Source organism: Mucilaginibacter sp. (assembly GCF_039921305.1).
Taxonomy (GTDB): Bacteria; Bacteroidota; Bacteroidia; order Sphingobacteriales; family Sphingobacteriaceae; genus Mucilaginibacter.
In genome coordinates, this window is record NZ_JBDSCA010000025.1 from 140,869 (window position 1) to 164,549 (window position 23,681).

The 23,681-nt window shown below is 41.2% G+C and carries 16 protein-coding genes; 12 read left to right on the forward strand and 4 right to left on the reverse strand.

All coding sequences use genetic code 11. The annotated features are described in order from the left end of the window. Positions 1-132 precede the first annotated feature (132 nt). The gene (dnaE, locus tag ABIN91_RS07555; RefSeq protein ID WP_348050114.1) at positions 133-3,720 is read left to right on the forward strand and encodes a DNA polymerase III subunit alpha; all 3,588 of its coding nucleotides are present in this window, start codon (positions 133-135) and stop codon (positions 3,718-3,720) included. A 161-nt stretch (positions 3,721-3,881) separates the two neighbouring features. Here dnaE and ABIN91_RS07560 read toward each other — a convergent pair whose 3' ends face one another. After that, complete coding sequence (locus ABIN91_RS07560; RefSeq protein ID WP_348050116.1) at positions 3,882-4,862, reverse strand: hypothetical protein; 981 nt, start codon at positions 4,860-4,862, stop codon at positions 3,882-3,884. A 139-nt stretch (positions 4,863-5,001) separates the two neighbouring features. Between ABIN91_RS07560 and ABIN91_RS07565 the strand changes: the two genes are divergently transcribed. Next, positions 5,002-5,835 carry an alpha/beta hydrolase family protein gene (locus ABIN91_RS07565; protein ID WP_348050118.1) on the forward strand — a complete coding sequence of 278 codons (834 nt, stop codon included), beginning with the start codon at positions 5,002-5,004 and terminating at the stop codon, positions 5,833-5,835. A gap of 21 nt (positions 5,836-5,856) precedes the next feature. Here the strand turns inward: ABIN91_RS07565 and ABIN91_RS07570 are convergent, their stop codons facing one another. Continuing rightward, positions 5,857-6,210, reverse strand: a complete 354-nt coding sequence (locus ABIN91_RS07570) for a hypothetical protein (RefSeq protein ID WP_348050120.1) — start codon at positions 6,208-6,210, stop codon at positions 5,857-5,859. 327 nt (positions 6,211-6,537) lie between these two features. Here ABIN91_RS07570 and nirB point away from each other — a divergent pair, with 327 nt between their 5' ends. Together nirB and nirD are read left to right on the forward strand one after the other, a co-directional pair. Continuing rightward, entirely contained in the window at positions 6,538-9,036 is a 2,499-nt protein-coding gene (gene nirB, locus ABIN91_RS07575; protein WP_348050121.1) for a nitrite reductase large subunit NirB, read from the forward strand. 115 nt (positions 9,037-9,151) lie between these two features. Next, positions 9,152-9,499, forward strand: coding sequence for a nitrite reductase small subunit NirD (gene nirD, locus ABIN91_RS07580; protein WP_348050123.1), 348 nt, complete (start codon positions 9,152-9,154; stop codon positions 9,497-9,499). Between the two features lie 9 nt (positions 9,500-9,508). Here nirD and ABIN91_RS07585 read toward each other — a convergent pair whose 3' ends face one another. After that, positions 9,509-10,204 (reverse strand): Crp/Fnr family transcriptional regulator, encoded by a 696-nt coding sequence (locus tag ABIN91_RS07585; RefSeq protein ID WP_348050125.1) that lies wholly within the window; start codon positions 10,202-10,204, stop codon positions 9,509-9,511. Between the two features lie 514 nt (positions 10,205-10,718). On the opposite strand from ABIN91_RS07585, the gene ABIN91_RS07590 reads away from it, so the two are divergent. The 7 genes from ABIN91_RS07590 to ABIN91_RS07620 all read left to right on the forward strand — a co-directional run bounded on the left by ABIN91_RS07590 (position 10,719) and on the right by ABIN91_RS07620 (position 21,764). Beyond that, positions 10,719-12,317 carry an alginate export family protein gene (locus ABIN91_RS07590; RefSeq protein ID WP_348050127.1) on the forward strand — a complete coding sequence of 533 codons (1,599 nt, stop codon included), beginning with the start codon at positions 10,719-10,721 and terminating at the stop codon, positions 12,315-12,317. A gap of 17 nt (positions 12,318-12,334) precedes the next feature. Further along, the gene (locus ABIN91_RS07595) at positions 12,335-13,558 is read left to right on the forward strand and encodes a CmpA/NrtA family ABC transporter substrate-binding protein (protein ID WP_348050129.1); all 1,224 of its coding nucleotides are present in this window, start codon (positions 12,335-12,337) and stop codon (positions 13,556-13,558) included. An 84-nt stretch (positions 13,559-13,642) separates the two neighbouring features. Continuing rightward, entirely contained in the window at positions 13,643-14,428 is a 786-nt protein-coding gene (ntrB, locus tag ABIN91_RS07600; RefSeq protein ID WP_348050131.1) for a nitrate ABC transporter permease, read from the forward strand. Positions 14,429-14,457: 29 nt separating this feature from the next. Continuing rightward, the gene (locus ABIN91_RS07605) at positions 14,458-15,330 is read left to right on the forward strand and encodes an ABC transporter ATP-binding protein (protein WP_348050133.1); all 873 of its coding nucleotides are present in this window, start codon (positions 14,458-14,460) and stop codon (positions 15,328-15,330) included. A gap of 41 nt (positions 15,331-15,371) precedes the next feature. Beyond that, positions 15,372-16,682, forward strand: a complete 1,311-nt coding sequence (locus ABIN91_RS07610; protein ID WP_348050135.1) for an MFS transporter — start codon at positions 15,372-15,374, stop codon at positions 16,680-16,682. 10 nt (positions 16,683-16,692) lie between these two features. After that, a complete protein-coding gene (locus tag ABIN91_RS07615) occupies positions 16,693-20,274 on the forward strand; it encodes a molybdopterin-dependent oxidoreductase (protein WP_348050137.1) in 3,582 nt (1,193 codons plus the stop codon). After that, on the forward strand, positions 20,274-21,764 hold the full coding sequence (locus ABIN91_RS07620; protein WP_348050139.1) for a rubredoxin: 1,491 nt from the start codon (positions 20,274-20,276) through the stop codon (positions 21,762-21,764). Before ABIN91_RS07615 ends, ABIN91_RS07620 begins: the two co-directional genes overlap by 1 nt. Positions 21,765-21,782: 18 nt before the next feature. Here ABIN91_RS07620 and arsC read toward each other — a convergent pair whose 3' ends face one another. Continuing rightward, the gene (gene arsC, locus ABIN91_RS07625; protein ID WP_348050141.1) at positions 21,783-22,124 is read right to left on the reverse strand and encodes an arsenate reductase (glutaredoxin); all 342 of its coding nucleotides are present in this window, start codon (positions 22,122-22,124) and stop codon (positions 21,783-21,785) included. 309 nt (positions 22,125-22,433) lie between these two features. On the opposite strand from arsC, the gene ABIN91_RS07630 reads away from it, so the two are divergent. Continuing rightward, positions 22,434-23,669, forward strand: a complete 1,236-nt coding sequence (locus tag ABIN91_RS07630; RefSeq protein WP_348050143.1) for a right-handed parallel beta-helix repeat-containing protein — start codon at positions 22,434-22,436, stop codon at positions 23,667-23,669. Positions 23,670-23,681 lie beyond the last annotated feature (12 nt).

Genomic DNA, 23,681 nt, shown 5'->3' on the forward strand with positions numbered 1-23,681 from the left:
TTTTAATTAAAATTTATATTTAACAGGCCACATCCGTTATTAGTCATTTTTCAACAACGCTGTTTTTACCGCTCGTTTTTTGATAAATTTGTTATCCGCTTAGGATATTAGTGTAACAGATTTTTAATTGCCATGCCCGATTTTTCGCACCTCCACGTACATACCCAGTTTTCGCTATTGGATGGCGCTGCCGATATATCCAAATTATACAAAAAGGCCGCCGCTGATGGTATGAAAGCTTTGGCCATTACCGATCATGGTAACATGTTCGGCGTGTTCAAATTTGTGGCCGAAGCAGGTAAGCATAACGTGAAGCCCATTGTAGGCTGCGAGTTTTATGTGGTGGACGACAGGCATAAAAAACAGTTCACTAAAGAGAAAAAAGACGTACGCCGCCATCAGTTATTTTTAGCTAAAAATGCCGAAGGGTATAAAAACCTCATCAAGCTATGTTCGCTTGGGTATATGGAAGGTTTGTATAGCAAATGGCCGCGTATTGATAAAGAACTCATATTACAATATCATAAAGGTTTAATTGCCACCACCTGTTGCATTGGCGCATCGGTACCACAAACCATATTAAAGGGTACCGAAGATGAAGCCGAAACCGAATTTAAATGGTGGCTGGATATTTTTGGTGAAGATTACTACATTGAGCTGCAACGCCACGAAATACCCGAGCAAACTACCATTAATAATGTGCTCACCAAATACGCTAAAAAGTATAACGTTAAGATGATCTGCTCCAACGATTCGCACTATGTGGATCAGGTGGATAGCAACGCGCACGATATTTTGCTTTGTGTAAATACCGGTGATATGCAAAGCACGCCTATTGCAACTGATGAAGAAGGTGGTAAAGGGTATCGCTTTGGGTTTCCTAACGACCAGTTTTATTTTAAGACACAGGCCGAAATGGGGCAGGTGTTTCACGATCTGCCCGAAACATTAGATAATACTAACGAGATTGTAGATAAGGTTGATGTATTGAAGTTGAAGCGTGATATCATGCTTCCCAATTTTCCCATTCCGCCCGAATTTAACATACATAGTGGGGCCGAAAGCGATGTGCTTAACCAATGGGAATACCTCAAGCACCTGACTTATACAGGTGCTAAGGAACGTTACGGCGACATCTCATTAAAGAACCAGGAACGGATAGACTTTGAACTATTCACCATCCGTACCATGGGTTTCGCGGGTTACTTTTTAATCGTAGCCGATTTCATCAGGCATGGCCGCGATATCGGCGTATTTATTGGCCCGGGCCGTGGTTCGGCAGCGGGTTCGGTGGTAGCGTATTGTACCGGGATCACCAATATCGACCCGATGAAGTACAATCTCCTGTTTGAGCGTTTCCTGAATCCCGATCGTAAATCAATGCCCGATATTGATACCGATTTTGATGATGAGGGCCGCCAAAAAGTAATTGATTATGTAGTTGATAAATACGGCAAAAACCAGGTAGCACAAATTATCACCTATGGCTCCATGGCCGCCCGTACCAGTATTCAGGATGTGGGCCGGGTATTGGATATGCCGCTCTCTGAAGTGAACGCCATGAAAAAGCTGGTGCCCGATACTTTGGGTATCACGCTGAAGGATGCCATTGAGCAGGTGCCCGAATTAAAGGCCATTTTGGCAGGTAACGATCTGCGTGCACAAGTATTACGAGCCGCCGAAAAATTGGAAGGCTCGGTACGTAACACTGGCGTGCACGCAGCGGGTGTAATTATCGCGCCCGATGATCTAACCAACATCGTTCCGGTTGCTGTTGCAAAAGATTCTGACCTGTTAGTTACCCAATACGATGGCCGTGTAATTGAAGATGCGGGCGTAATTAAGATGGACTTTCTGGGCTTAAAAACCCTGACTATCATCAAAGGCGCCCTGCAGATGATCAAAGCTCGTCATGGCGTTCATATTGATATAGACTACATCGCGCTCGACGACCAAAAAACATACGAGCTTTACCAACGCGGCGATACCAACGGTACCTTCCAGTTTGAAAGCGATGGTATGCAAATGTACCTGCGCGATCTCAAACCCGATAAGTTTGAAGATCTAATTGCCATGAACGCCCTTTATCGCCCGGGGCCAATAGAGTATATCCCTAATTTTATCAAACGTAAGCATGGTTTAGAACCTATTACCTATGATTTGGATGATATGGAAGAATACCTTGGCGAAACTTATGGTATTACCGTTTACCAGGAGCAGGTGATGCTTCTGTCGCAAAAAATTGCGGGCTTTAGTAAAGGCGACGCTGACGTTTTGCGGAAGGCGATGGGTAAAAAGCAGATCGAGGTACTGAACAAAATGGAAGCCCAGTTCATCAGCGGAGCTACCGAAAAAGGGCACCCTAAAGATAAGCTGACCAAGATTTGGAACGACTGGAAAGCCTTCGCGCAATACGCCTTCAATAAATCGCACTCCACTTGTTACGCCCTGGTAGCCTATCAAACAGCATACCTCAAAGCGCACTACCCGGCAGAGTATATGGCCGCGGTATTGAATAACCAGAATAACATGGAGAAGATCTCTTTCTTTATGGAAGAGTGCCGCCGCATGGGTACATTGGTTTTAGGTCCGGATGTGAATGAATCATCGGTATTGTTTACCGCTGTTGGCGAAGGTAATATCCGTTTCGGTTTAGCGGGTATTAAAGGTGTTGGTGATAAGGCTGTAGAAAGTATCATTGAAGAGCGTGTAGCCAACGGTCCGTTTAAAACCGTTTATGATTTTGCACAGCGTTCAAATACCAAAGCCGTTAACCGTAAATCATACGAAAACCTGGTTTATAGCGGGGCCTTTGATAGTTTTAATTTTAAGCGCGCCCAATTTTTTGCTAAAACCGAAAATGGTTTATTAACCGGAATAGAGCGCCTAAGCAAATACGCCAACGATTATCAGAATACGCAAAGTAGTTCGCAATCATCACTATTCGGAGGTTCGGTGGCATCGTATATCCCGGAGCCAACCATGCCTGATGCCGAGGAGTTCCCGCTGATTGAAAAGTTAAAATACGAAAAAGAGGTTATCGGTATTTACCTTACAGGGCACCCGCTCGATAACTATAAAGTAGAGCTTGAGCGCTTCTGCAAACATACCGTTGCCGATTTAAAGCTCCTCCAAAAAATGAAGAACCGCGAAGGCGGCGAAGAAACCGAAATTGCCTTCAACAACCTGCGCCGCACCGCATCCGAGTTAAGTATCGGTGGGTTAATCGGTTCTGTACAGCACAAAACCACCAAAACTGGTAAGCCTTTCGGTACGTTTATTCTCGAAGATTACTTTGACTCTTACGAGTTCGCCCTTTTCGGGGATGACTATATCAAGCACCGCAACCTGCTGATGGATGGGATCTTTATCCACATCAAAGGCAACATCGAAGAAAAATTCCGACAGGTTGGTAACTGGGATCTGCGTATTACCCAAATGAGCTTACTAAGCGAAATGCGCGACAAGTTTACCAAAAGCCTAACTGTAATTCTGAATTTGAATGATCTGAACAGTGATTTGCTCAACGATCTGCAAAGCATGGTAACCGCTAATAACGAAAAGTACCCGGTTAAAAATTGTACACTGCGATTCAAGATACGCGACAGGGACGAGGCCATTTTGGTTGATATGCCATCCAAATCGTTCAAGGTAAACCCAAGTGATGATTTAATGGAAGAGATCAAGGCGTTGACCAAGGAGCAACCGGTATTAGCGTAGAGCCCCCTAACCCCCTAAAGGGGGACTTTTGATTTGTAGGTTAGTTTTTTTGTACTTGATATGGAATTTTGCGTTAGCGATCACAGCGGAAATCCCGGAACCGCTCCTATCAGCGGTGAGGAATTGGAGCGGAGAGCGCGGGCCGAAGGCAACGCCCAAGTTTATATAATGTTATCTAATGGGATTTCTGCCGGGATATTTTTCTCTTTAAAATATGCAGCTACTTCGGAATCATTTGATAAATAGGAATCACAGAATTCTTCTAATTCTTTTTTGGTAGACTTTATATACTTCTCATTTGCTGTGAGTGTTTTTTCAACCTGTTCAATAAGCTTTTCCAACTCTTTATTAATTACGCAAAGCTTATCGATAGTCTTAAAGTCTAAAGTTTTATATTTAGAAACATAATGCACTTTACTCTCAAAAGGGTTTGCTTTAAGTTCAATTATTCCTATTCCAAATGACTGACTAAGTCTTTCCATTTCATCATGTAGGCTGTCGCTAATTGAAAAAGCTACCAAGTAACCATAATTAGCCCAGCTTGAATTTGAAACCGCTTGGAAGAAAGTCTTTTTTAGTTCATAGTCTGTGTTTATTTCTTTTTTAACTTCATAAGATGTGATCTTAAAAGTGTCTATTCTATTAATTGCTTTTAAAAACGTTTGACTTGCTTCGGTATGTAGATCTAAAAAGCTTATTCCAACCATATCAGGATGAACCCATTTTTGATGATTGTCTTTGCTATTCATAGATTGCTCATGAAAAATAGTTTTAGAATATGTGCCGATAGATTTTAGATAACTACTTAGTAATTTGTGTAAATCTCTTTCTTCGTAATTTTTTATTTTAATGTTTTTCTTCTCGTTAGGTATTACTGAAGTAACTAATGTTTCTGTGGTGACCAATTGTTCGTTTTTTGTTAGGTAGTAAGAATATGTGCCTCCCGGTTGATTTATTCTTTTTACTCTTGAATCACCTTTTCTTATAAAATCCCCTAACAATGCCGAAATGGTTGAAGCCGGGGTTTTTGCATCTTTGAAATCGTAATAGTTGCTTTCGATAATATGGTTACATATTTCAAGATAATTAGATATTTTATTCTTGTCTTCTAAACTTTTTAGTATCGCTTCTTTAATAGTCATATATCATTCGAAAATTTAAAGTTACACTTTATCACCTTAAAACAAACCTCTATATTTATCACGAAAATTGATAAGCTACACTACTCATAAATGTTACTTTGTAATAAAATACTTGCGGCTGAAAAATAACATCTCTTTTATGAAGAATATACCCTTAGTTAAATTTTTGCTTGTTGTTTTATTGCTTACTGGCAGCGCCCGTTTGTTTGCCGCTACAGTTGATACGGTTGAAACTACCAGTGCCGTAATGAAAAAGAAGATCAAAGCGGTAGTGATACGCCCCGATGCTTATGCCGGTATTTTGGCTATGCCGGTGGTTTACCTGTTACATGGTTATGGTGGCAATTATGCCAGTTGGGTAAAAAGCGTACCCGCTTTAAAGGAGATCTGCGACAGCTATAAAATAATGATCGTATGTGCCGATGGTAATATATCAAGCTGGTATTTTGATATGCCGGGTAACCCCGAATGGCAATACGAAACTTATGTTAGCAAAGAATTGGTTGGCTATATTGATAGCCATTATAAAACCATTGCCGATAAAAATGCCCGCGCTATTGCCGGCTTGAGTATGGGTGGGCACGGTGCCTTGTATTTAGCCTTTAAGCATCCCGATGTTTTTGGCGCAGCCGGGAGTATGAGCGGAGGTGTTGATCTGCGGCCCTTTCCCAATAACTGGAAGTTAAAAGAGCGTTTAGGTAGCCTGAACGAGCATCCCGAAAACTGGGAAAAGAACAGCGTAACCAATATGCTTCATTTAGTTGAACCAGGTAAACTGGCCATCATCATAGACTGTGGTACCGAAGATTTTTTCTACAAGGTTAACCTTGAGCTGCACCAAAAAATGCTGGAGCGTAATATTGAGCATAACTACATTGCCCGCCCCGGCACCCATAACTGGCCCTATTGGAGCAACGCCGTTAAATACCAGATGCTGTTTTTCCACGAATTTTTCGTAGCTAAGTCTAAATAAGGTTGCGGTATTCTTGTTATTCTAAAATTTAAGCGCTAAGGGGTTGGGATAATTATCGCTTTGGTCTTCGGCAACATTATCAAGGCATTTAAAATCCTTTTCTATCAATAAAGTAAGTCCGTTGTATTCGCCATCAAAACCAACTCTATCAGTTAATGCCCATTCATTAACCAATTCTTCGGGCATATATAATGCGATCACGTTGTTTTCAAACTTTGCTGATAATTGGGCATCATTCGTTTTTTGTAATGCATATATTAAGGTACGCTCTCCAAAATTGGTGTGTTCTTCAATATAACCGTTCTCTGTAAAGTTATGTATGTCGCTTTTGGTTAAACGATAACGTAATGAGTTTCCTTTGATGCGAATTTTCATGTTGACGAGTATTTATTTGGTTTTATTGAGGTTGGTAAGTGTTATTTTCTGTAAAATTTATTAATTTTTAATAAATTGATAGTTTTTGACTTTTATTTATCTGCTTTTTTAACTTAATTTCATTTTTTATGATGAAAAATTGCAAATTATATGATGTAAATCATACTAAACTTGGGTTTTTACATTGATTTTTATTAAATTATATGACTAAATTAATATAATTGTTTGATTTTATTAATTTTTTTAGTATAATTGCTATTGTAAATACGCTTTAGGTCGCATTTTGGTTATTTACAAAAGAGTGCTTTAACATTTTAAAACTTTTTTATGTCAAAACCTACCATTATTGTAGTTGGAAATGGCATGGTTGGTTACAAGTTTTGCGAAAAACTGATCAGCCGGTCAACCGGGTTCAACATTATTGTATTTGGCGAAGAGCCGCGTCATGCTTATGATCGCGTTCACCTGAGCGAGTATTTCAACGGCAAATCTGCCGAAGATCTGTCCATGTCTACCCTGTCATGGTACACAGAAAATGGAATCACTTTGTTTCTGAATGATCCGATACAAGAAATTAACCGTGCCATAAAAACAGTTCATTCCTCAAAAGGAATGACTTTGAAGTACGATTACTTAGTGCTGGCTACAGGCTCATCTGCTTTTGTTCCGGATATTCCGGGAGTTGAAAAAGAAGGTGTGTTTGTTTATCGCACTATCGAAGATCTGGAGTTGATCAAAACTCATGCCGCTAATGCTAAAGTTGGCGCTGTAATGGGTGGTGGTTTGTTAGGATTAGAAGCGGCCAAAGCAGTACTTGATTTAGGTATTCCCGAAGCGCATGTGATAGAGTTTGCCCCGCGATTGATGCCGAGGCAAATAGATTCGATGGGGAGCAGTATGCTGCAATCCAAATTGAAATCGCTGGGTTTAAATATTCATCTTAATAAAAGCACCCAATGTATAACCGGCGATCATCAAATAACCGGACTTAAATTTAACGACGATAGTATTTTACCGGTTGATATTTTAGTGATATCGGCAGGTATCCGTCCGCGCGATGAACTCGCTAAACTGGCGGGTTTGCATGTAGGTACACGAGGTGGTATTGTAGTGAACGAAAAAATGCAAACCAGCGACGAGTGTATTTTTGCCATTGGCGAATGCGCGTTGTTTGATGGGATGATATACGGCCTGGTTGCCCCAGGCTACGAAATGGCCGATGTGGTTGCGTCTTATCTTACCGAAGCAGATAAATCATTCAAAGCGTTTGACATGAGCACCAAGCTAAAGCTCATCGGTGTTGATGTAGCCAGTTTTGGCGATGCTTTTATAACCGAGCCTGATTGCCGGACCATTATTTTTGAAGATACCCATAAAGGTATTTACAAGCGCATAAACATTAGTACCGATGGGCAATATTTGCTTGGAGGTATTTTAATTGGCGACGCCGATGCTTACAATATGTTGTTGCAAACGGTTAACAATAAATTGGTATTGCCGCCAAACCCCGAAGATTTATTATTAGGTGCTCGTGGCGCCGAAGCTGGTGATGCCGGGGCAGGGGTAATGAGTTTACCGGATGATGCTTTGATCTGCTCGTGCGAGGCGGTAACCAAAGGCGCTATTTGCGATGCGGTTACCGGGCAGGGTGTTACTTCGGTTGATGGTATAAAGAAATGTACCAAAGCCGGAACTGGTTGCGGTGGCTGTGTACCTATGGTGAAAGATTTGGTTGTGGGTACCATGAAAGCCAATGGCCAATATGTCAAAAATGTGATCTGCGAACATTTTGATCATTCAAGACAAGAATTGCTGGATCTGATCCGTGTCAATAAGATCAAAAATTACGATGAGGTGCTTGATCACTATGGTCGTGGTGATGGTTGCGAGGTTTGTAAACCGGTTGTTGCCAGTATATTATCCGGCTTGTGGAACGATCTGATCGTGAAACAAGCGCCAATTCAGGATAGTAATGATCGTTATCTGGCAAATATTCAGAAAGGCGGTACTTACTCAGTAGTTCCGCGTATTCCAGGTGGTGAAATTACGCCCGATAAATTGATCGTTATTGGGCAGGTTGCTAAAAAATATAATCTCTATACCAAAATAACCGGCGGTCAGCGTATTGACTTGTTCGGCGCTCACATGGGCGACTTGCCTCAGATATGGGAAGAGTTGATTGATGCAGGTTTTGAAAGCGGGCATGCTTATGGTAAATCGCTTCGTACTGTAAAAAGCTGCGTTGGCAGTACCTGGTGCAGGTTTGGTTTGCACGATAGTGTTTCGTTCGCTATTGAAATTGAGGATAGGTATAAAGGTATCCGCTCACCGCATAAATTAAAAGGTGGTGTAAGTGGTTGTATCCGCGAATGCGCCGAGGCTCAGGCTAAAGATTTCGGAATTATTGCCACCGAAAAAGGCTGGAATTTATATGTATGTGGTAACGGTGGTTCAAAACCGCAGCATGCTTTATTGCTCGCAGCAGACATTGACAGCGAAACCTGTATTAAATACCTCGATCGCTTTTTGATGTTCTACATTAAAACGGCCGATCCCTTAACCCGTACCGCAACATGGCTCAATAAAATGGATGGTGGTTTAAGCTATCTTAAAAATGTAATTATTAACGATAGTTTAGGTATAGCCGAACAACTGGAAGAAGACATACAAGGCTTAATAAATACCTATCACTGTGAGTGGAAAGAGGTAGTTGAAAGCCCTGAATTGCGTAAACGTTTCAACCATTTTGTAAATGCGCCCGAAGAAAAAGACCCGCATGCGCAATTTGAGCCTATGCGTGATCAGGTGAAAGCTAAGGGGTGGTAGGTAGACTGAAGTTCGAAAGGCCACATGATAAATAGTACTTGAGTAGAAGCTAATCAAAAGAATAAAAACTTCCGGACTTTCGGTCTTGCCGACTTCCGGACTAAAAAGAATCAACATGGAAACAGCAATAGATATAACCTGGGTAATGGCTTGTTATGCCGATGATATTCCGGAAAACGGTGGCGCTTGTGTAAAGCATGGCGATGAGCAGATAGCTGTGTTTAACTTTACCCGCCGGGGTGAGTGGTTTGCCACGCAAAATCTTTGCCCGCATAAGCAACAAATGGCTTTATCGCGGGGAATGATAGGCAGCACCGGCGACGAATGTGAGCCAAAGGTGGCTTGCCCATTCCATAAAAAAACCTTCTCGTTAGTTACCGGTGAGTGTATGAGCGACGATGAATATCAAATTAAAACCTATCCCGTAAAGGTTGTTGATGGTAAGGTATATATTGGGGTTTAATTACCGATATTAATCCAAATTGGTATCTGTAGTTAGCGCCAGTAATTTATCAGTATCAAGTAAAGTAAGGCTTTTGCCGTTTGATGAGATCATGTTATGGGCGGCTAATTCATTCAGTATCCTGAAAACGGTTTCGTAGGTAGCTCCAGCAAACGAAGCCAGGTCCTGCCGGGTAAGTTCAACATTAATGGCGCCTTGCTCGGTCAAGCCAAACTGGTCTTTTAATGATAATAATGATTGTGCTAATCTTCCCTTTACCGACATATGCGCCAGGTTACGCATTCTTTTTTCAGATTCCTGCAGGTCTTCGGCCAAAAACATGATCAGATTATAGGCAAATTCGTGATTTACCTTTAAGCTTGAAAGAAAAAAATCCAGATCGAAGTAACAAACCTTGGTAGGCTCTAATGCTGTTGCAGATATTGGATATAATGTGGTGCTTAAACCGCGGTGGCCAAAAATTGCACCACTACTGGCGAATCTCAAAATTAACTCCTTATCATTTCCCCATTTTTTATGGACCTTAACATTGCCCGAATAAACAAAGCCAACCCCGGTAACCGGATCGCCTTCCTTAAAAATAAGCTCACCTTTTTTTAAGTCGAAATTTTTGCGGTTAAGGGCCACCGCCGGAAGCCAGTCTTTAACACAGAGTTTGCACAAAAAACAGCTTTGCAAATCGCAATCGTGTTTGCTTTTCTTCATTTATTGTAGGGGTCAGTAGTTGCTAAATATATCCTGTGCAATATTAAGTATAACTAAATTAAAATTTATCTACATTTTTATATTTTATGTAATAATTATTGATTTTTTGTGTAAAAATTCAATCTACATTACTATAATCTGATTTTTATAGAGCATTTTTTTAAATTTTACATCATTATTGGTGATTTTTATGTTTTTATTCTTTGATTTTTTTTACAAAAATCATTTTTTACCAATCATTTTGTTATTTCTATTTGAAAAAATCGCAATAATTTAAATTATTAATGATTTAAATCATATTAATTAACAATAATTGTACAATTAGTTGTCTTTTATTGTTAATTATGATATATTTAAGGTAATTAACAGGGTCGCAAACTTAATTAAGATAGATATGGATGAAAGGAAATTTAAATTCTAACATTTTAAAATAAAAAAGCCCCCGTCGGAGGTCGCATTCCAAGCGGGGGTTTAACAGTTCAAGTGCTTTAACAAAACTCTAAAACTTTATCAAATGTATAAAAATGTACTCAAAACGTGCAGGGTTTCTGCAATATTAATAACGCTTTGCTTCCAAGCCTTCAATAGCGAAGCACAAATATCATTAACGGGCCAATTTAGAACACGGGCCGAAGATAGAAATGGATATGGTAACCTGGTTACCAATGATGCCCAACAAGGTGGCTTTATTTCGCAACGTACACGCTTAAATTTTGGTTACAAGTGGGATCTTTTAACCGTTGGAACAAGTATACAGGATATTCGTGTTTGGGGAGCTGATGCTTCAACCATATCTACTACAGATAACCGCTTGTTTTTACACGAAGGCTGGGCCGAATTAACCTTAGCTAATAAGGCTGATACCAATGTTAAATTTAAACTTTTAGATCTGCTAACGCTAAAAATTGGCCGCCAGGAATTAATTTATGATGATGCGCGTTTAATTGGCAACCTGGATTGGTTGCAACAAGGGCGTACTTTTGATATGGCCTTATTAAAGGTGGTGCATCACGGCTGGCAGGTTGATCTGGGTTATGCCTTTAATCAAAACACAGATGCGGTTGGCGTAACCAATACCGAATATGTGCCAGGTAATACTCCAGCCTATGTTAGAAATTCCTTAGGTGCGTTGGTTCCAACACCGGCAGGTATAGTGCCTTTAGCAACAGGCGGCAGCGCAGGTAATAATAGCTCAAAGGCTGGTACACCAATTTATGCAAACCCAACCAGTACCAATGGCGCTACGCAAAATTACAAATCGTTCACCAGTTTGTACATCAGCAAAAAGATCGATCAAACTAAGTTTTCGGCTTTGTTTTTTAACGACAACTTTGGTAAATATCGTCTTGATTCGGTTGGCTCGGCCGCTACTGGTTATGTATACGGCAGGCGTTTTGTACAAAATGGAACTACCGACCTTTATGACTATTCGCCAATACAGCGTTATACCTATGGTTTAATGATAAACCATACCATTGGTAATGCTTCTGGTTTTGGCAAGATAGCCATACAAGCGGCATACTACCAGCAATCCGGTAAAGACCGCGATAATATTGCGCTGGATGCTTATCACTATACAATAGCGGTAACCTATCAAAAAAGTTGGTTCAGTATTACCCCGGGCTATGATGTGCTTTCGGGAAATGATGCCGTTAGCCCATCAGGTAAAGACAATCGTTTTGATCCGCTTTACGGAACGCCGCACAAATTCTGGGGATATATGGATTATTTCTACGCGGGAAGCGGTTCACCGGTGGGTGGTTTAAATAACCCTTACCTCAAACTTAAATATACAGGTAGCGCGCTTTCGTTAGGGCTTGATCTGCATCACTTCTCTTTAAATAAGGATATGAAAAAGGGAGATGGAACCATACTGGATAAAAACCTGGGTAACGAAATTGACCTACAGGCCAGTTATAGCATGAATAAGTTTACCAATATCGAGTTTGGATACTCTTTAATGAAAGCAACCAACAGTATGCCATTCGCCAAAGGGCAGGTAACAACCGATTTAGCGGCCGATACCTATAATAAACTGGGCACATGGGCTTATTTGATGTTCAAGTTTACTCCAGATTTCTTTTATTCAAAACCGGTAGCCATTAAACAATAACCTAATTAAACTGACAAATGATGACAACTCAATATATCAACAAAAAAACAAAGCTCATATTAATATGCTGCTTTATTATGGTGCTGGTTAACTCAATAGCCGGTGCCAATCCACCCAAACGGGTTATTAAATTGGGTTTTATTCCATTAACAGACTGTGCACCTTTAGTTATAGCTAAAGAGATGGGCCTGTTTGCCAAATATGGTGTGGATGTGCAATTATCAAAAGAAGCATCGTGGGCCGTAGTACGCGATAAAATTTTGAATGGTGAACTTGATGGCGCGCATTGCCTTTTTTCGATGCCATTTTCGGTATATACCGGCATAGGAGGTAAGTCGGGTTCAGAAATGCGCATCGCCATGACATTGAGTAACAACGGGCAAGCCATAACCCTGTCAAAAGATTTTTGCGGTATTGTAGGCTTTAAAGATCTTAAAAAAGTTGCCGGGGCTATCAAAACTGTTAAGGCCCGTAAAGAGGTAACGTTTGCCATGACTTTCCCGGGTGGTACACATGATATATGGCTGCGTAACTGGCTTTCCGCTTGTGGCGTTAGTGCTAAATCGGTAGGTATCATTACCATTCCGCCGCCACAAATGGTAGCCAACATGAAGGTTGATAACATGGAAGGCTTTTGCGTTGGTGAACCATGGAATGGTGTAGCGGCCACACAAAATATTGGCTTCACACACATCGCCAGTCAGGATATCTGGACAAATCATCCCGAAAAGGCATTAGTGGTAAATAAAACTTTTGCCGAAACAGATAAAGAAGATTTGAAAAATGTAATGAAAGCCATTATGGAAGCTTGTAAATGGCTTGATGTAATGAGCAATCGCAAAAAAGCGGCCTTATTTTTAAGCAGGCCAAATTATGTGAACGCGCCGGTACAGGTAATTGAGGCCCGGCTAATGGGTTCAACCGATCTGGGTTGCGATCTGGGTGTGCAGAAATATAAAAACGACTACATGTTGTTTTACAATAACGGAATGGTGAATACACCTAAAATATCATACGGTATTTGGTTTATGGCGCAATACATGCGTTTCGGAATGATAACTACCGCGCCGGCTTATAAAGATATTTCGCAAAAAATAATTATGAGCGATTTGTATGCCGAGGTGGCCAAAAGTATGGGCGTACCTATACAGGAAGACATGAAGCCGTTTAAAACGAACCTCGAAACCATAATGTTTGATCCTGCCAACCCGGCCGCTTATATAGCCGGAGCAAAAAAGTAATAGTTTGAGTTTTAATAATGAGTGATGATACTATCGGGAGGCGAAAGCCGCCCGGTAGTTTTTCAAAACATAAATCAAATAACAATGAAATATTTCTTTTCGGCCAAAACAGCGCTTTCGGTAGCATACTTTATAGCAGGTATGGTTATCCTTGGGGGGATATGGGCCCTGATATCCAAATTAACTAAAAACGAAATACCTAACCCGCAGGCAACCTGGATAGTGTTTAAAGAGGTTATGCATAATCCTTTTCAAAACGATCCGGATTATAAAGGAATAGGTACAAAACTATTTAGCTCATTAGGCAGGGTAAGTATTGGTTTTGGTTTGGGAAGCTTGTTCGCTATCCCCTTGGGTTTATTAATGGGCAGCAGCAAAATTGCCATGAAAATGATCAACCCTATTGTGCAGATATTAAAACCGGTATCACCATTGGCCTGGTTCCCTTTGGGTTTAGCCATTTTTCAGGATTCACCTAAAGCCAGCATCTTTATGATATTCATCTGCTCGTTATGGCCAACCTTAATTAATGCGGCTTTTGGGGCTTCAAATATTCCGCAAGATCATAAAAACGTTAGTAAGGCTTTCGGCTTTTCTACCTGGAAATATCTAACCAAAATATTATTGCCGTTCAGTTTGCCACATATAGTTACCGGTTTGCGCCTGTCAATAGGTGTTGCCTGGATGGTTATTGTAGCCGGCGAAATGCTTTCGGGTGGTATGGGGCTGGGCTATTTTGTTTGGGAAGAAGGTTTTAACGGTGGTAACATCGCTAAAATATTGGTGGCCATAATCATTATAGGCTTGGTAGGCTCACTGCTTGATAAATGCTTTACCTGGTTGCAAAATAAGTTTTCGTATGCGGTATAGTTAATTTATAAACATCAAATCATCACATCATGAGCGCATCAACAATAGAATCAAAGCCTACAGATAGCATCAATACAATCGCTGATCAGATACTGGAACAAGCCGTTGTATCGGACAAAAGTATTGATGTTAAAAATGTATCAGTAAGTTTTAAAACTGCTAAAGGCGTTTATACTGCTGTTAAAGATATTAGCCTCTCGGTTAAAAAAGGAGAGATCATTACCCTTATCGGTCACTCGGGTTGTGGCAAATCCACTTTAATGGGTACCATAAGTGGCATGGTACAACCTACCGGGGGCGAAGTTATAGCCAATGGTAAAAAGGTAAACGCTCCCGGTCCGGATAGGGGTATTGTTTTTCAAAATTACTCACTGCTGCCGTGGCTAACCGTATATAAAAACATTTACGTAGCTGTTGATTCAGCTTTAAAAGATAAAAGCGCTGCCGAAAAAGTAGCACTGGTAGAAACCAACTTAAAAATGGTTAACTTATGGGAGCATAAAGATAAGTTGCCCGGACAATTATCTGGTGGGATGAAACAGCGTGTGGCCATTGCCCGTGCCTTTTCTATCAATCCCAAAATACTATTATTAGATGAGCCCTTTGGCGCGCTGGATGCTTTAACAAAAAGCTCCATGCATGTTGAGCTGCTTAAGTTATGGAACCTCGATAATCGCGAAAAAACCATAGTAATGGTTACCCATGATATTGAAGAGGCCATTTTTTTATCAGACAGGGTAGTGGTAATGAATAACGGCCCCGCGGCCACTATTAAAGAAATTGTAGACGTTCCCTTACCCCGCCCGCGTAATAAAAAGGATATCGTACACGATCCCGCTTATATGACCATCCACGATAAGTTATTGAACTTGCTTATAGATAAGTTTTCAATTAACGATTAATAAAACAATTAGATAATACAATCACACCATAAATTATAACAATGAATACCACAGCAACGCAACCACTTGATAAGCTAAAAATTTTTAGTTTATCGGGCATCCAGATGAAAACCTTCCACATTACGTGGTTAATGTTTTTTGTATGCTTTTTTGGCTGGTTTGGTTTGGCCCCATTAATGCCAACTATCCGTGTAGAATTAGGCTTAACCAAGCCCCAGATAGGTAATCTCATTATCGCATCGGTAGCATCAACCATTATTGCCCGTTTAATTATAGGTAAGCTATGTGATGTTTGGGGCCCACGGAAAACCGCTGTTAGGTTACTCCTTATAGGTTCGATCCCGGTATTTTGTGTGGGATTGGCACATAGTTATACCACGTTTCTGTTATTCCGCTTATGTATTGGTATCATAGGCGCATCATTTGTTATTACGCAATACCATACATCAATGATGTTTGGAGCCAAAATAAAAGGTACTGCCAATGCGGTAACTGGTGGCTGGGGAAACCTGGGCGGTGGTGTAACCAATATGGTAATGCCATTAATATTTGCAGCTATTGTTGGTTTCGGCTTTACTAAAGCCGAGGCCTGGAGATACGCCATGATCGTTCCGGGAGTAATGATGCTTATCATCGCATTTGTTTATCATAGATATACCAAAGATACCCCAGCCGGTAACTTTGATGAGATAGGCCACTCCAAAGCCGAAGCCAAAAAAACAGATTGGAGCGTACTGGCCGACTGGCGCGTTTGGGCGCTAACCTTAGCTTATGCCTGCTGCTTTGGTATGGAGCTTACTTTTGATAATGTGGCCTCGTTGCATTTTGTAGATAGTTTTCACCTGTCACAAAGTTCGGCAGGTTTTTGGGCCGGAATATTTGGCTTCATGAATATTTTTGCCCGCGCCCTGGGCGGCATCGTGTCAGATAAGGTTGGCGGTAAATACGGAATGCGTGGCAAAGGCCTATTATTAGCCGGAGTGTTGTTGCTTGAAGGCTTGGGCCTTATTTTATTCGCGCAAGCTGGCTCAATGTTATTCGCTATCATATCTATGTTAACGTTCGCGTTATTCCTTAAAATGTCTAACGGTGCAACGTATGGCATTGTTCCTTTTATTAACACTAAAAATGTAGGGTTAATAAGCGGTATAGTTGGCGCGGGCGGTAACCTTGGCGGCATGTTGTTTGGCTTTTTATTCAAATCAAGCAGTATTACTTATGCCGAGGCATTTACTTATATCGGTTACGTAGTTATCGCGGTTTCGGTAGTGATATTGATCACCCGTTTCACCAAGGTTTTTAAGGTAGGCGAAGAAAAATCAGTTGATGATTTAGCTGTTGCCGAAATATAATTAAAAAAGAATGTCGTCTAAAAATAAGCATACCGAACAATTAAGTACCACCTGCTGCTATTGCGGCGTTGGCTGCGGCATTTTGCTTAATAAAGAAAAGAACGGAACAGTATCGCTTGAAGGTGACAAAGAGCACCCGGTAAATATGGGTATGCTTTGCAGTAAGGGTATGAACCTGCATCATACCGTAAACAACCAAAGCGACAGGCTGCTTTATCCGCAAATGCGGTACAATAAAAATATGCCCGTACAGCGTGTTAGCTGGGATGATGCTTTAACCCGTACAGCCGCAGTATTCAAAACTTTTATTGATAAATACGGTCCGGATTCAGTTGCCATTTATGCTTCAGGGCAATGTTTAACCGAAGAGTATTATGTACTCAATAAGTTAATGAAAGGCTTTATAGGGAGCAATAACATTGATACCAATTCGCGCTTGTGCATGAGCAGCGCAGTTGCTGCCTATAAAATGGCTTTGGGCGAGGATAGCGTACCTATTTGTTACGATGATATTGAACTGGCCGATTGCTTTTATGTAATGGGAGCAAACCCGGCCTGGTGCCATCCCATTTTATGGCGAAGGGTTGAGGCGCATAAAGCGGCCAACCCGGATACTAAAATTATTGTGGTTGACCCACGGGTAACAGATACCTGTTCCATTGCCGATCTGCATTTGCAACTGAACCCTGGTACGGATATTACATTGAACCACGCCATTGGCCGGGCCATTATTGAGAACGGGGATATTGATCTGGATTTTATAACTAACCATGCCGAAGGCTTTGCGGAGTATCAGGAACTGGTTTTCAAAACATCATTAAAACAAGCCGCTCAAATTTGTGGTGTCAGCGAAAGCGATATCAGGCTGGCGGCAAAATACATTGGCAATGCTAAAGGTTTTATTTCGATGTGGACGATGGGGCTTAACCAAAGCTCAATTGGGGTGAATAAGAACCTGAGTTTAATAAACCTTAATTTGATAACCGGGCATATTGGTAAACCGGGTTCGGGGCCGTTCTCGTTAACCGGACAACCCAATGCTATGGGTGGGCGCGAGGTTGGTGGATTAGCTAATTTACTGCCTGCGCATCGCGATCTTAAAAATCCGGCACACCGCGAAGAGGTACAACACTTTTGGGGCGGCAAGCCCATTGGCGAAAAGCCGGGATTAACAGCCACCGAAATGTTTGAGGCTTTGAATGATGGCCGCTTAAAAGCGATATGGATAGTGTGTACCAATCCGCTAACCAGTTTGCCTAATGTGCGTTTAGCCGAAGAAGCTTTAAAGAAAGCCAAATTTGTAGTGGTGCAGGATGTAAGCAACAAGCTTGAAACCTTGCCCTATGCCGATGTGATATTACCAGCCGCTGCCTGGGCCGAGAAAGAGGGAACCATGACCAATTCGGAGCGCCGCATTAGCTATCTCAATAAAGTTATTGACGCGCCAGGTGAGGCTATCCCCGATGCCGAAATTACTTGCCGCTTTGCCCGGAAAATGGGCTATGCTGGTTTTGATTTTGAAAATTCGGCGGCTATTTATGCCGAGCATGCCGCTTTAACCGCCGGTACGCATATTGATATCAGTGGTTTAAGTTATGATATTTTAAGGCAGGTTAAAACTGTTCAATGGCCCTACCCTAAACCATTGGAAGCAGAAAAACCTATAGGTAAAAAGAAAATAGCACCGGTAGTTGAACCATTGCCACCCTCAAAAGGTACAGCACGTTTATTTGCCGATCATCAGTTTTATACGCCATCGGCTAAAGCCGTTATCCATGCCGTGCCCGATGCTAACAGCGGTGAACAACCCAATGAAAACTATCCGTTCATTTTAACCACCGGCCGCATTCGGGATCAGTGGCATACCATGAGCAAAACCGGAAAGGTGAACAAACTCAATCAGCATATTGCCCAGGCCTTTTTAGAGATCAATCCCGCTGATGCCCGCAGGCTAAATATTGGCGAAGGTGAAGTTACGGTGATTCGTTCTAAAAGGGGCGAGGTACAGGTTAAAGCTAAGATCACCGCTGGCATTAAACAGGGAGTTGTGTTTTTACCAATGCACTGGGGTAAAATATTAGGGAATGATCTTAACAGGGCTAACAACCTTACTAATGATCAAGTTGACCCCATATCAAAAGAACCCGACTTTAAATTTTGTGCCGTTAGTGTACAAAAATATAAAAAGCCTTTTCAGCGCATTGTGGTAATCGGAGCAGGGGCGGGGGCTTATGGCTTTGTAAAATCGTATCGCGAAATGAATGTTGATGATGAGATCACCATTTTTAGTAAAGAAGATTTCCCCTTTTACAACCGGGTTATGCTTCCCGACTACATTAGCGGTGAGCAGCGCTGGGAGCAGTTGGTTAAAATGACCGATGAGGAAGAACCTAATTACAACATCAAATTATTACGTGGTGTAAGCGTTGAGCAGGTTGATCGCGAAAGCAAATTTGTGATTGACTCGCGCGGTATTAAAACGGATTACGATGTGCTGATCATGGCAACAGGAAGCCGCGCAGCAGTGCCTCGTAATGTACCTGCCTTGCCGGGGATATTCACCATGCGGAGCCGTACCGATGCTGATAACTTTAAAAACCATATCCCCACAAATGCCCATGTTGTTATTGTGGGTGGTGGCTTACTGGGTTTAGAAATGGCGGCTTCCTTACGGGAGGTAGGCGTGAAGATCACCATCGTACAACGGATCTCCCGCTTCTTAAATCGCCAGCTTGATCCGTTGGGTAGCCAGTTACTGCACGAGGAAATTATTGACCAGGGTTGCGATGTTTATTATGATGATGAAGTTCAGCTTTATTACGGTCGCAAAAAGTTAACTGGTATTGGTTTAAAAAGTGGTAACCGTATTGATTGCGATGCCGTGATATTAGCCATAGGTACCACCCCTAATTTGGAGTTGGCTAAAGATTGCGGCCTTGAATGCAAACGCGGCGTAATTGTGAATCAATACCTGCAAACCAATGATCCGGATATTTATGCCATAGGGGAGATAGCTGAATTTGAAGGTACCTTATATGGTATAACCGCTGCTGCCGAACAACAAGCAGATGTGGTAGCTAAGTACATGAACGGAGACATTGCCAGCTATTACAAAGGCAGTCTGTTTATGAATATTATTAAGATACATGGCTTTGACCTATGTAGTATTGGTTTATCAGAATCTCCGGACGATCATAATTACGAGGAGATTGTGTTTATTGATAAGGCCAAACGGTATTATAAAAAATGTATCATCCATCAGGATAAATTGGTTGGTACAATATTGATAGGTGATAAAACCGAGTTCCAGGAATTTAGGGAACTGATAGCCAATAAAACTGAACTCAGCGAAAAGCGGATCCAACTATTACGCAGTGGTAATAAGGCCGAACCTGTTATTGGTAAGCTGGTTTGCAGCTGTAACAATGTTGGGCAGGGTAATATCACCAATAAAATTGCGGAAGGTTGTACCGAGTTAAAGCAGCTATGTACAGCAACAGGTGCAGGAACGGGTTGCGGCTCGTGCCGGCCAGAGGTTAAGCGGATATTGGATGAAATATTACAGATTGAGAAATTAGAACAGGTTAATTGATGGAACAGGCCGATTTAAAATATATGGTGAAGATCAATTTTCCGGGTGGGATATTACCTGCCGGAGAATTGTTGGATATTATGAACATATGCCAATCGGCTGGTATTGAAAATGTGCGTTTTGGTAACAGGCAGCAATTACTTTTTGAAGTTACTAATGCTGAATTAGAGGACCTGAAAAACGACCTGCTGATATCTGATTTTAATTACGAGATCAATGCGGATAAGCACCCCAATATTATCAGTTCATATGTAACCGAGGATATTGTTTACAACGCCAATTGGTTAAAGGAAGGTGTTTATAAAGATATTTTGGACTTGTTTGATTACCATCCTGAATTGAAGATAAACCTGGCCGACAACTCACAAACTTTTATCCCCTTTTTTACCGGGAACCTTAATTTTATTTCTTCGGACGTAAGCAATTTTTGGTACCTGTATGTTCGCTTTCCTAAAACCAATAACTTGTATTGCTGGCCATCGTTGATCTATTCCGAAGATATCCCCGGCATCAGCAAATTAATTGAGGATGAGATCCTGAGTAAACGGAAGTTGTTTTACGATCAGCCTGTTATTGATGGCGCCTTGTTGCATAAAAGTGTAAAAGCAAAAAGTTCTTTTTTAATTCAATCTTATACACAGCCGTTACAGCTTCCTGATTTTCAGTTGCCTTTTTACGAGGGTTTTAATAAGTATGGTAATAACAAACTATGGTTGGGTATATACCGCAGGAATGAGCTATTCCCGGTTGATTTTTTGAAGGATATCTGTACGCTTTGTTTGGAAACACGTATTGGGCAGCTTTATGCAACACCCTGGAAATCTCTCGTGATTAAAGGTATTGAGCAGGCCGACCGTAAAGCCTGGGGTAATATTCTAAATCATTATCGTATTAACGTAAGGCATGCCGCTAACGAACTCAACTGGCAAACCGAAGAATTATGCGAAGAAGGTTTAGACATGAAACGAGAATTGGTGCGTGAATTTGAAGAAGCCGATACGCGTACCTATCACTTATGCTTCGCGGTTAAAACCAAGCCGAAATCGGGTTTATTTGGTTCGGTAATTATTAATAAACAACCGCATAAGGCGGGTAAGGATGATTTGTTTGAGATACAGCACACCCGCGATTTTAATCCAAACTCAAAGGATTTTATCATTTATAAACGCAATGTAACCAGGCAAAATGTAAGTGCATTGTTAATTGAGTTGTGTAATCATTTTTACCAACAGCAAAGCGCTAATCGCGTTAAAACAATAGCATCTGTACCAGATACCGAAAATAATAACATTCAAACCGACGAGAAAATCTACCAATGTAAAAACTGCCTCACTCAGTATAACGAAACCTATGGCGATGTAATAAATGAAGTAAGCCCGGGTACAAAGTTTACAGACATTGAACATTACCACTGCCCAACATGCGATGCACCTAAAGCTGATTTTGAATTATTGGTGATGCCAACTTTATCAGATGTAGTTTCTACTTAAAGCTTAACGATTTATCAACTACAAAATGTCGTAAATTTTTTCTGTTGATCTTGCAATAACCGCGCGTGCTCCCGAAACTAATATAGGGCGTTCTATTAATATAGGATGCTCAACCATTACCATCACCCATTCCCGGTCCGAAAGCTCCTTGCCACTGTATTTTTCTATATAAACGGCTTCGTTTTTACGAATGAGATGATGGGCCTTGATTCCCAATTTATTAATAATGTCAATCAATTCATCTGCTGTTGGCGGTGTTTCTAAATAATTAACAACCTCAAATTTTTTTCCGCTTTCTTCCAGTATGGTCAGTGCACAATTACTTTTGCTGCAACTATTATTATGGTAAATCTTGATCATTTAATTATCTGGTAAAATTGATGTAAAAACACTTTCGGTAGTTATTAAGGCACCATTTATTTTGAATCGTTTTAAAGAACAAATCTGCAATACTAAAATTAAGAAATGAGATCGAAAGTGCAAAAGAGGAGATAGCTCATTGGTTTCAGATAAACATAATTCCTCTAATTGACACTACATGTTTGGGGTGGTTTGCCTTTTGAGCCCAGAAATATTATCATGACTAATATTTAACCCCATTTACACCGCTCACTTACCCCTCATAATTAATGGTTTAACGCAAATTCGTTTTAAACCAACCCATAAATTATGAAAACTAAAATTTTTACGCTAAAACTCATGCTGGCCGGAATGGCAGTATGTGCACTATCGTGCAAAAAAGGAGCTACCATTGGTGCGCAACCAGACGGTATCGCTGATGGTAAATTCACAAACATTACCTCTAAATTCTCGGTAGCCGATCATGTGATCGAGACGGGGATGACGCTGACACAGATCAATGCTGTTATTGCCGGGGCAAGCGCTGGCCAAACCGTGTATGTGCAACCGGGTACTTATACCATTACAGGTAAAATAGTGATGAAGGCGGGGGTTAAAATTGTAAAGCAAACTACCACAAACCCCATTTTTGATGCCACCGGATTAAGCAATATACTTACCTTAAGCTATAGTACCGAGCTGAACAATTGCATGTTCTCGGGCATTACCTTCTGGAATATCCGGATGGTGGTTACCGGCGCCACGTCTACATGGGTAAAGTACTGTATTTTTGATTATGCCAAGCGTGCCGCCAGTACCAACAAAACCAATAACCTGAAAGATGATTATGTAGAGTTTTTAAGTACGGATAGTTCACTGGTGAGTAATTGCGTATTCAGTCACCGCTCAACCGATCCTGGCCGTGGTGTGTGGGTCAAAAGTACTACCAATGCCAAAATACTGAATAATACCTTTGGTAATGGCAGCACCACAGGTTATTTTGTTTGTGGTATTAACGATAATAGCCAAACCAACAGCTTAATTGACAATAACGTATTAAACCGTAACACGGCATTGAACAGTGTAGATTCGTTAACCGACCATGGCATATACGCGCATAGCTTTAACGGGTTAACCATTACCAACAATACCATATCCGGCTGGCCAGCAACCGGCAGCGGTGGCGCGGTAAAGGTTCGCAACGGGCAAAATGCTACTATATCAACTAATACCATGAATGGCTCGGGCGTGTTGTTGTACGAGTATGATAATATCCCGGCTTTTCCGTACCTCAAATATGTGGTTGTATCCGGCAATAATATTAATATGAGCGCTACGGGTAACGATGCCTATCATGGTATAGGTTACTATCGTGATAACACAACCGATATGGAGTATTCCATCCTGATACAAAACAATTTGATACCCAACGGTACTATTTGGATTAATGGTGCCAATTTGAGCACCGCTAATTTTAATGCATCGGGTGGTGGCGTATATAATAACGATACAGCATCGGGCAACCTGTACCTTAAAAGTGGTATAGCTAACTCGGGTAACTATTAAGCATTTTTTTGA

Excerpts from the sequence above, each read along its gene's own strand:
- dnaE (WP_348050114.1), top strand. The coding sequence starts at position 133 with ATGCCCGATTTTTCGCACCTCCACGTACATACCCAGTTTTCGCTATTG.
- ABIN91_RS07560 (WP_348050116.1), bottom strand. The coding sequence starts at position 4,862 with ATGACTATTAAAGAAGCGATACTAAAAAGTTTAGAAGACAAGAATAAA.
- ABIN91_RS07565 (WP_348050118.1), top strand. The coding sequence starts at position 5,002 with ATGAAGAATATACCCTTAGTTAAATTTTTGCTTGTTGTTTTATTGCTT.
- ABIN91_RS07570 (WP_348050120.1), bottom strand. The coding sequence starts at position 6,210 with ATGAAAATTCGCATCAAAGGAAACTCATTACGTTATCGTTTAACCAAA.
- nirB (WP_348050121.1), top strand. The coding sequence starts at position 6,538 with ATGTCAAAACCTACCATTATTGTAGTTGGAAATGGCATGGTTGGTTAC.
- nirD (WP_348050123.1), top strand. The coding sequence starts at position 9,152 with ATGGAAACAGCAATAGATATAACCTGGGTAATGGCTTGTTATGCCGAT.
- ABIN91_RS07585 (WP_348050125.1), bottom strand. The coding sequence starts at position 10,204 with ATGAAGAAAAGCAAACACGATTGCGATTTGCAAAGCTGTTTTTTGTGC.
- ABIN91_RS07590 (WP_348050127.1), top strand. The coding sequence starts at position 10,719 with ATGTATAAAAATGTACTCAAAACGTGCAGGGTTTCTGCAATATTAATA.
- ABIN91_RS07595 (WP_348050129.1), top strand. The coding sequence starts at position 12,335 with ATGATGACAACTCAATATATCAACAAAAAAACAAAGCTCATATTAATA.
- ntrB (WP_348050131.1), top strand. The coding sequence starts at position 13,643 with ATGAAATATTTCTTTTCGGCCAAAACAGCGCTTTCGGTAGCATACTTT.
- ABIN91_RS07605 (WP_348050133.1), top strand. The coding sequence starts at position 14,458 with ATGAGCGCATCAACAATAGAATCAAAGCCTACAGATAGCATCAATACA.
- ABIN91_RS07610 (WP_348050135.1), top strand. The coding sequence starts at position 15,372 with ATGAATACCACAGCAACGCAACCACTTGATAAGCTAAAAATTTTTAGT.
- ABIN91_RS07615 (WP_348050137.1), top strand. The coding sequence starts at position 16,693 with ATGTCGTCTAAAAATAAGCATACCGAACAATTAAGTACCACCTGCTGC.
- ABIN91_RS07620 (WP_348050139.1), top strand. The coding sequence starts at position 20,274 with ATGGAACAGGCCGATTTAAAATATATGGTGAAGATCAATTTTCCGGGT.
- arsC (WP_348050141.1), bottom strand. The coding sequence starts at position 22,124 with ATGATCAAGATTTACCATAATAATAGTTGCAGCAAAAGTAATTGTGCA.
- ABIN91_RS07630 (WP_348050143.1), top strand. The coding sequence starts at position 22,434 with ATGAAAACTAAAATTTTTACGCTAAAACTCATGCTGGCCGGAATGGCA.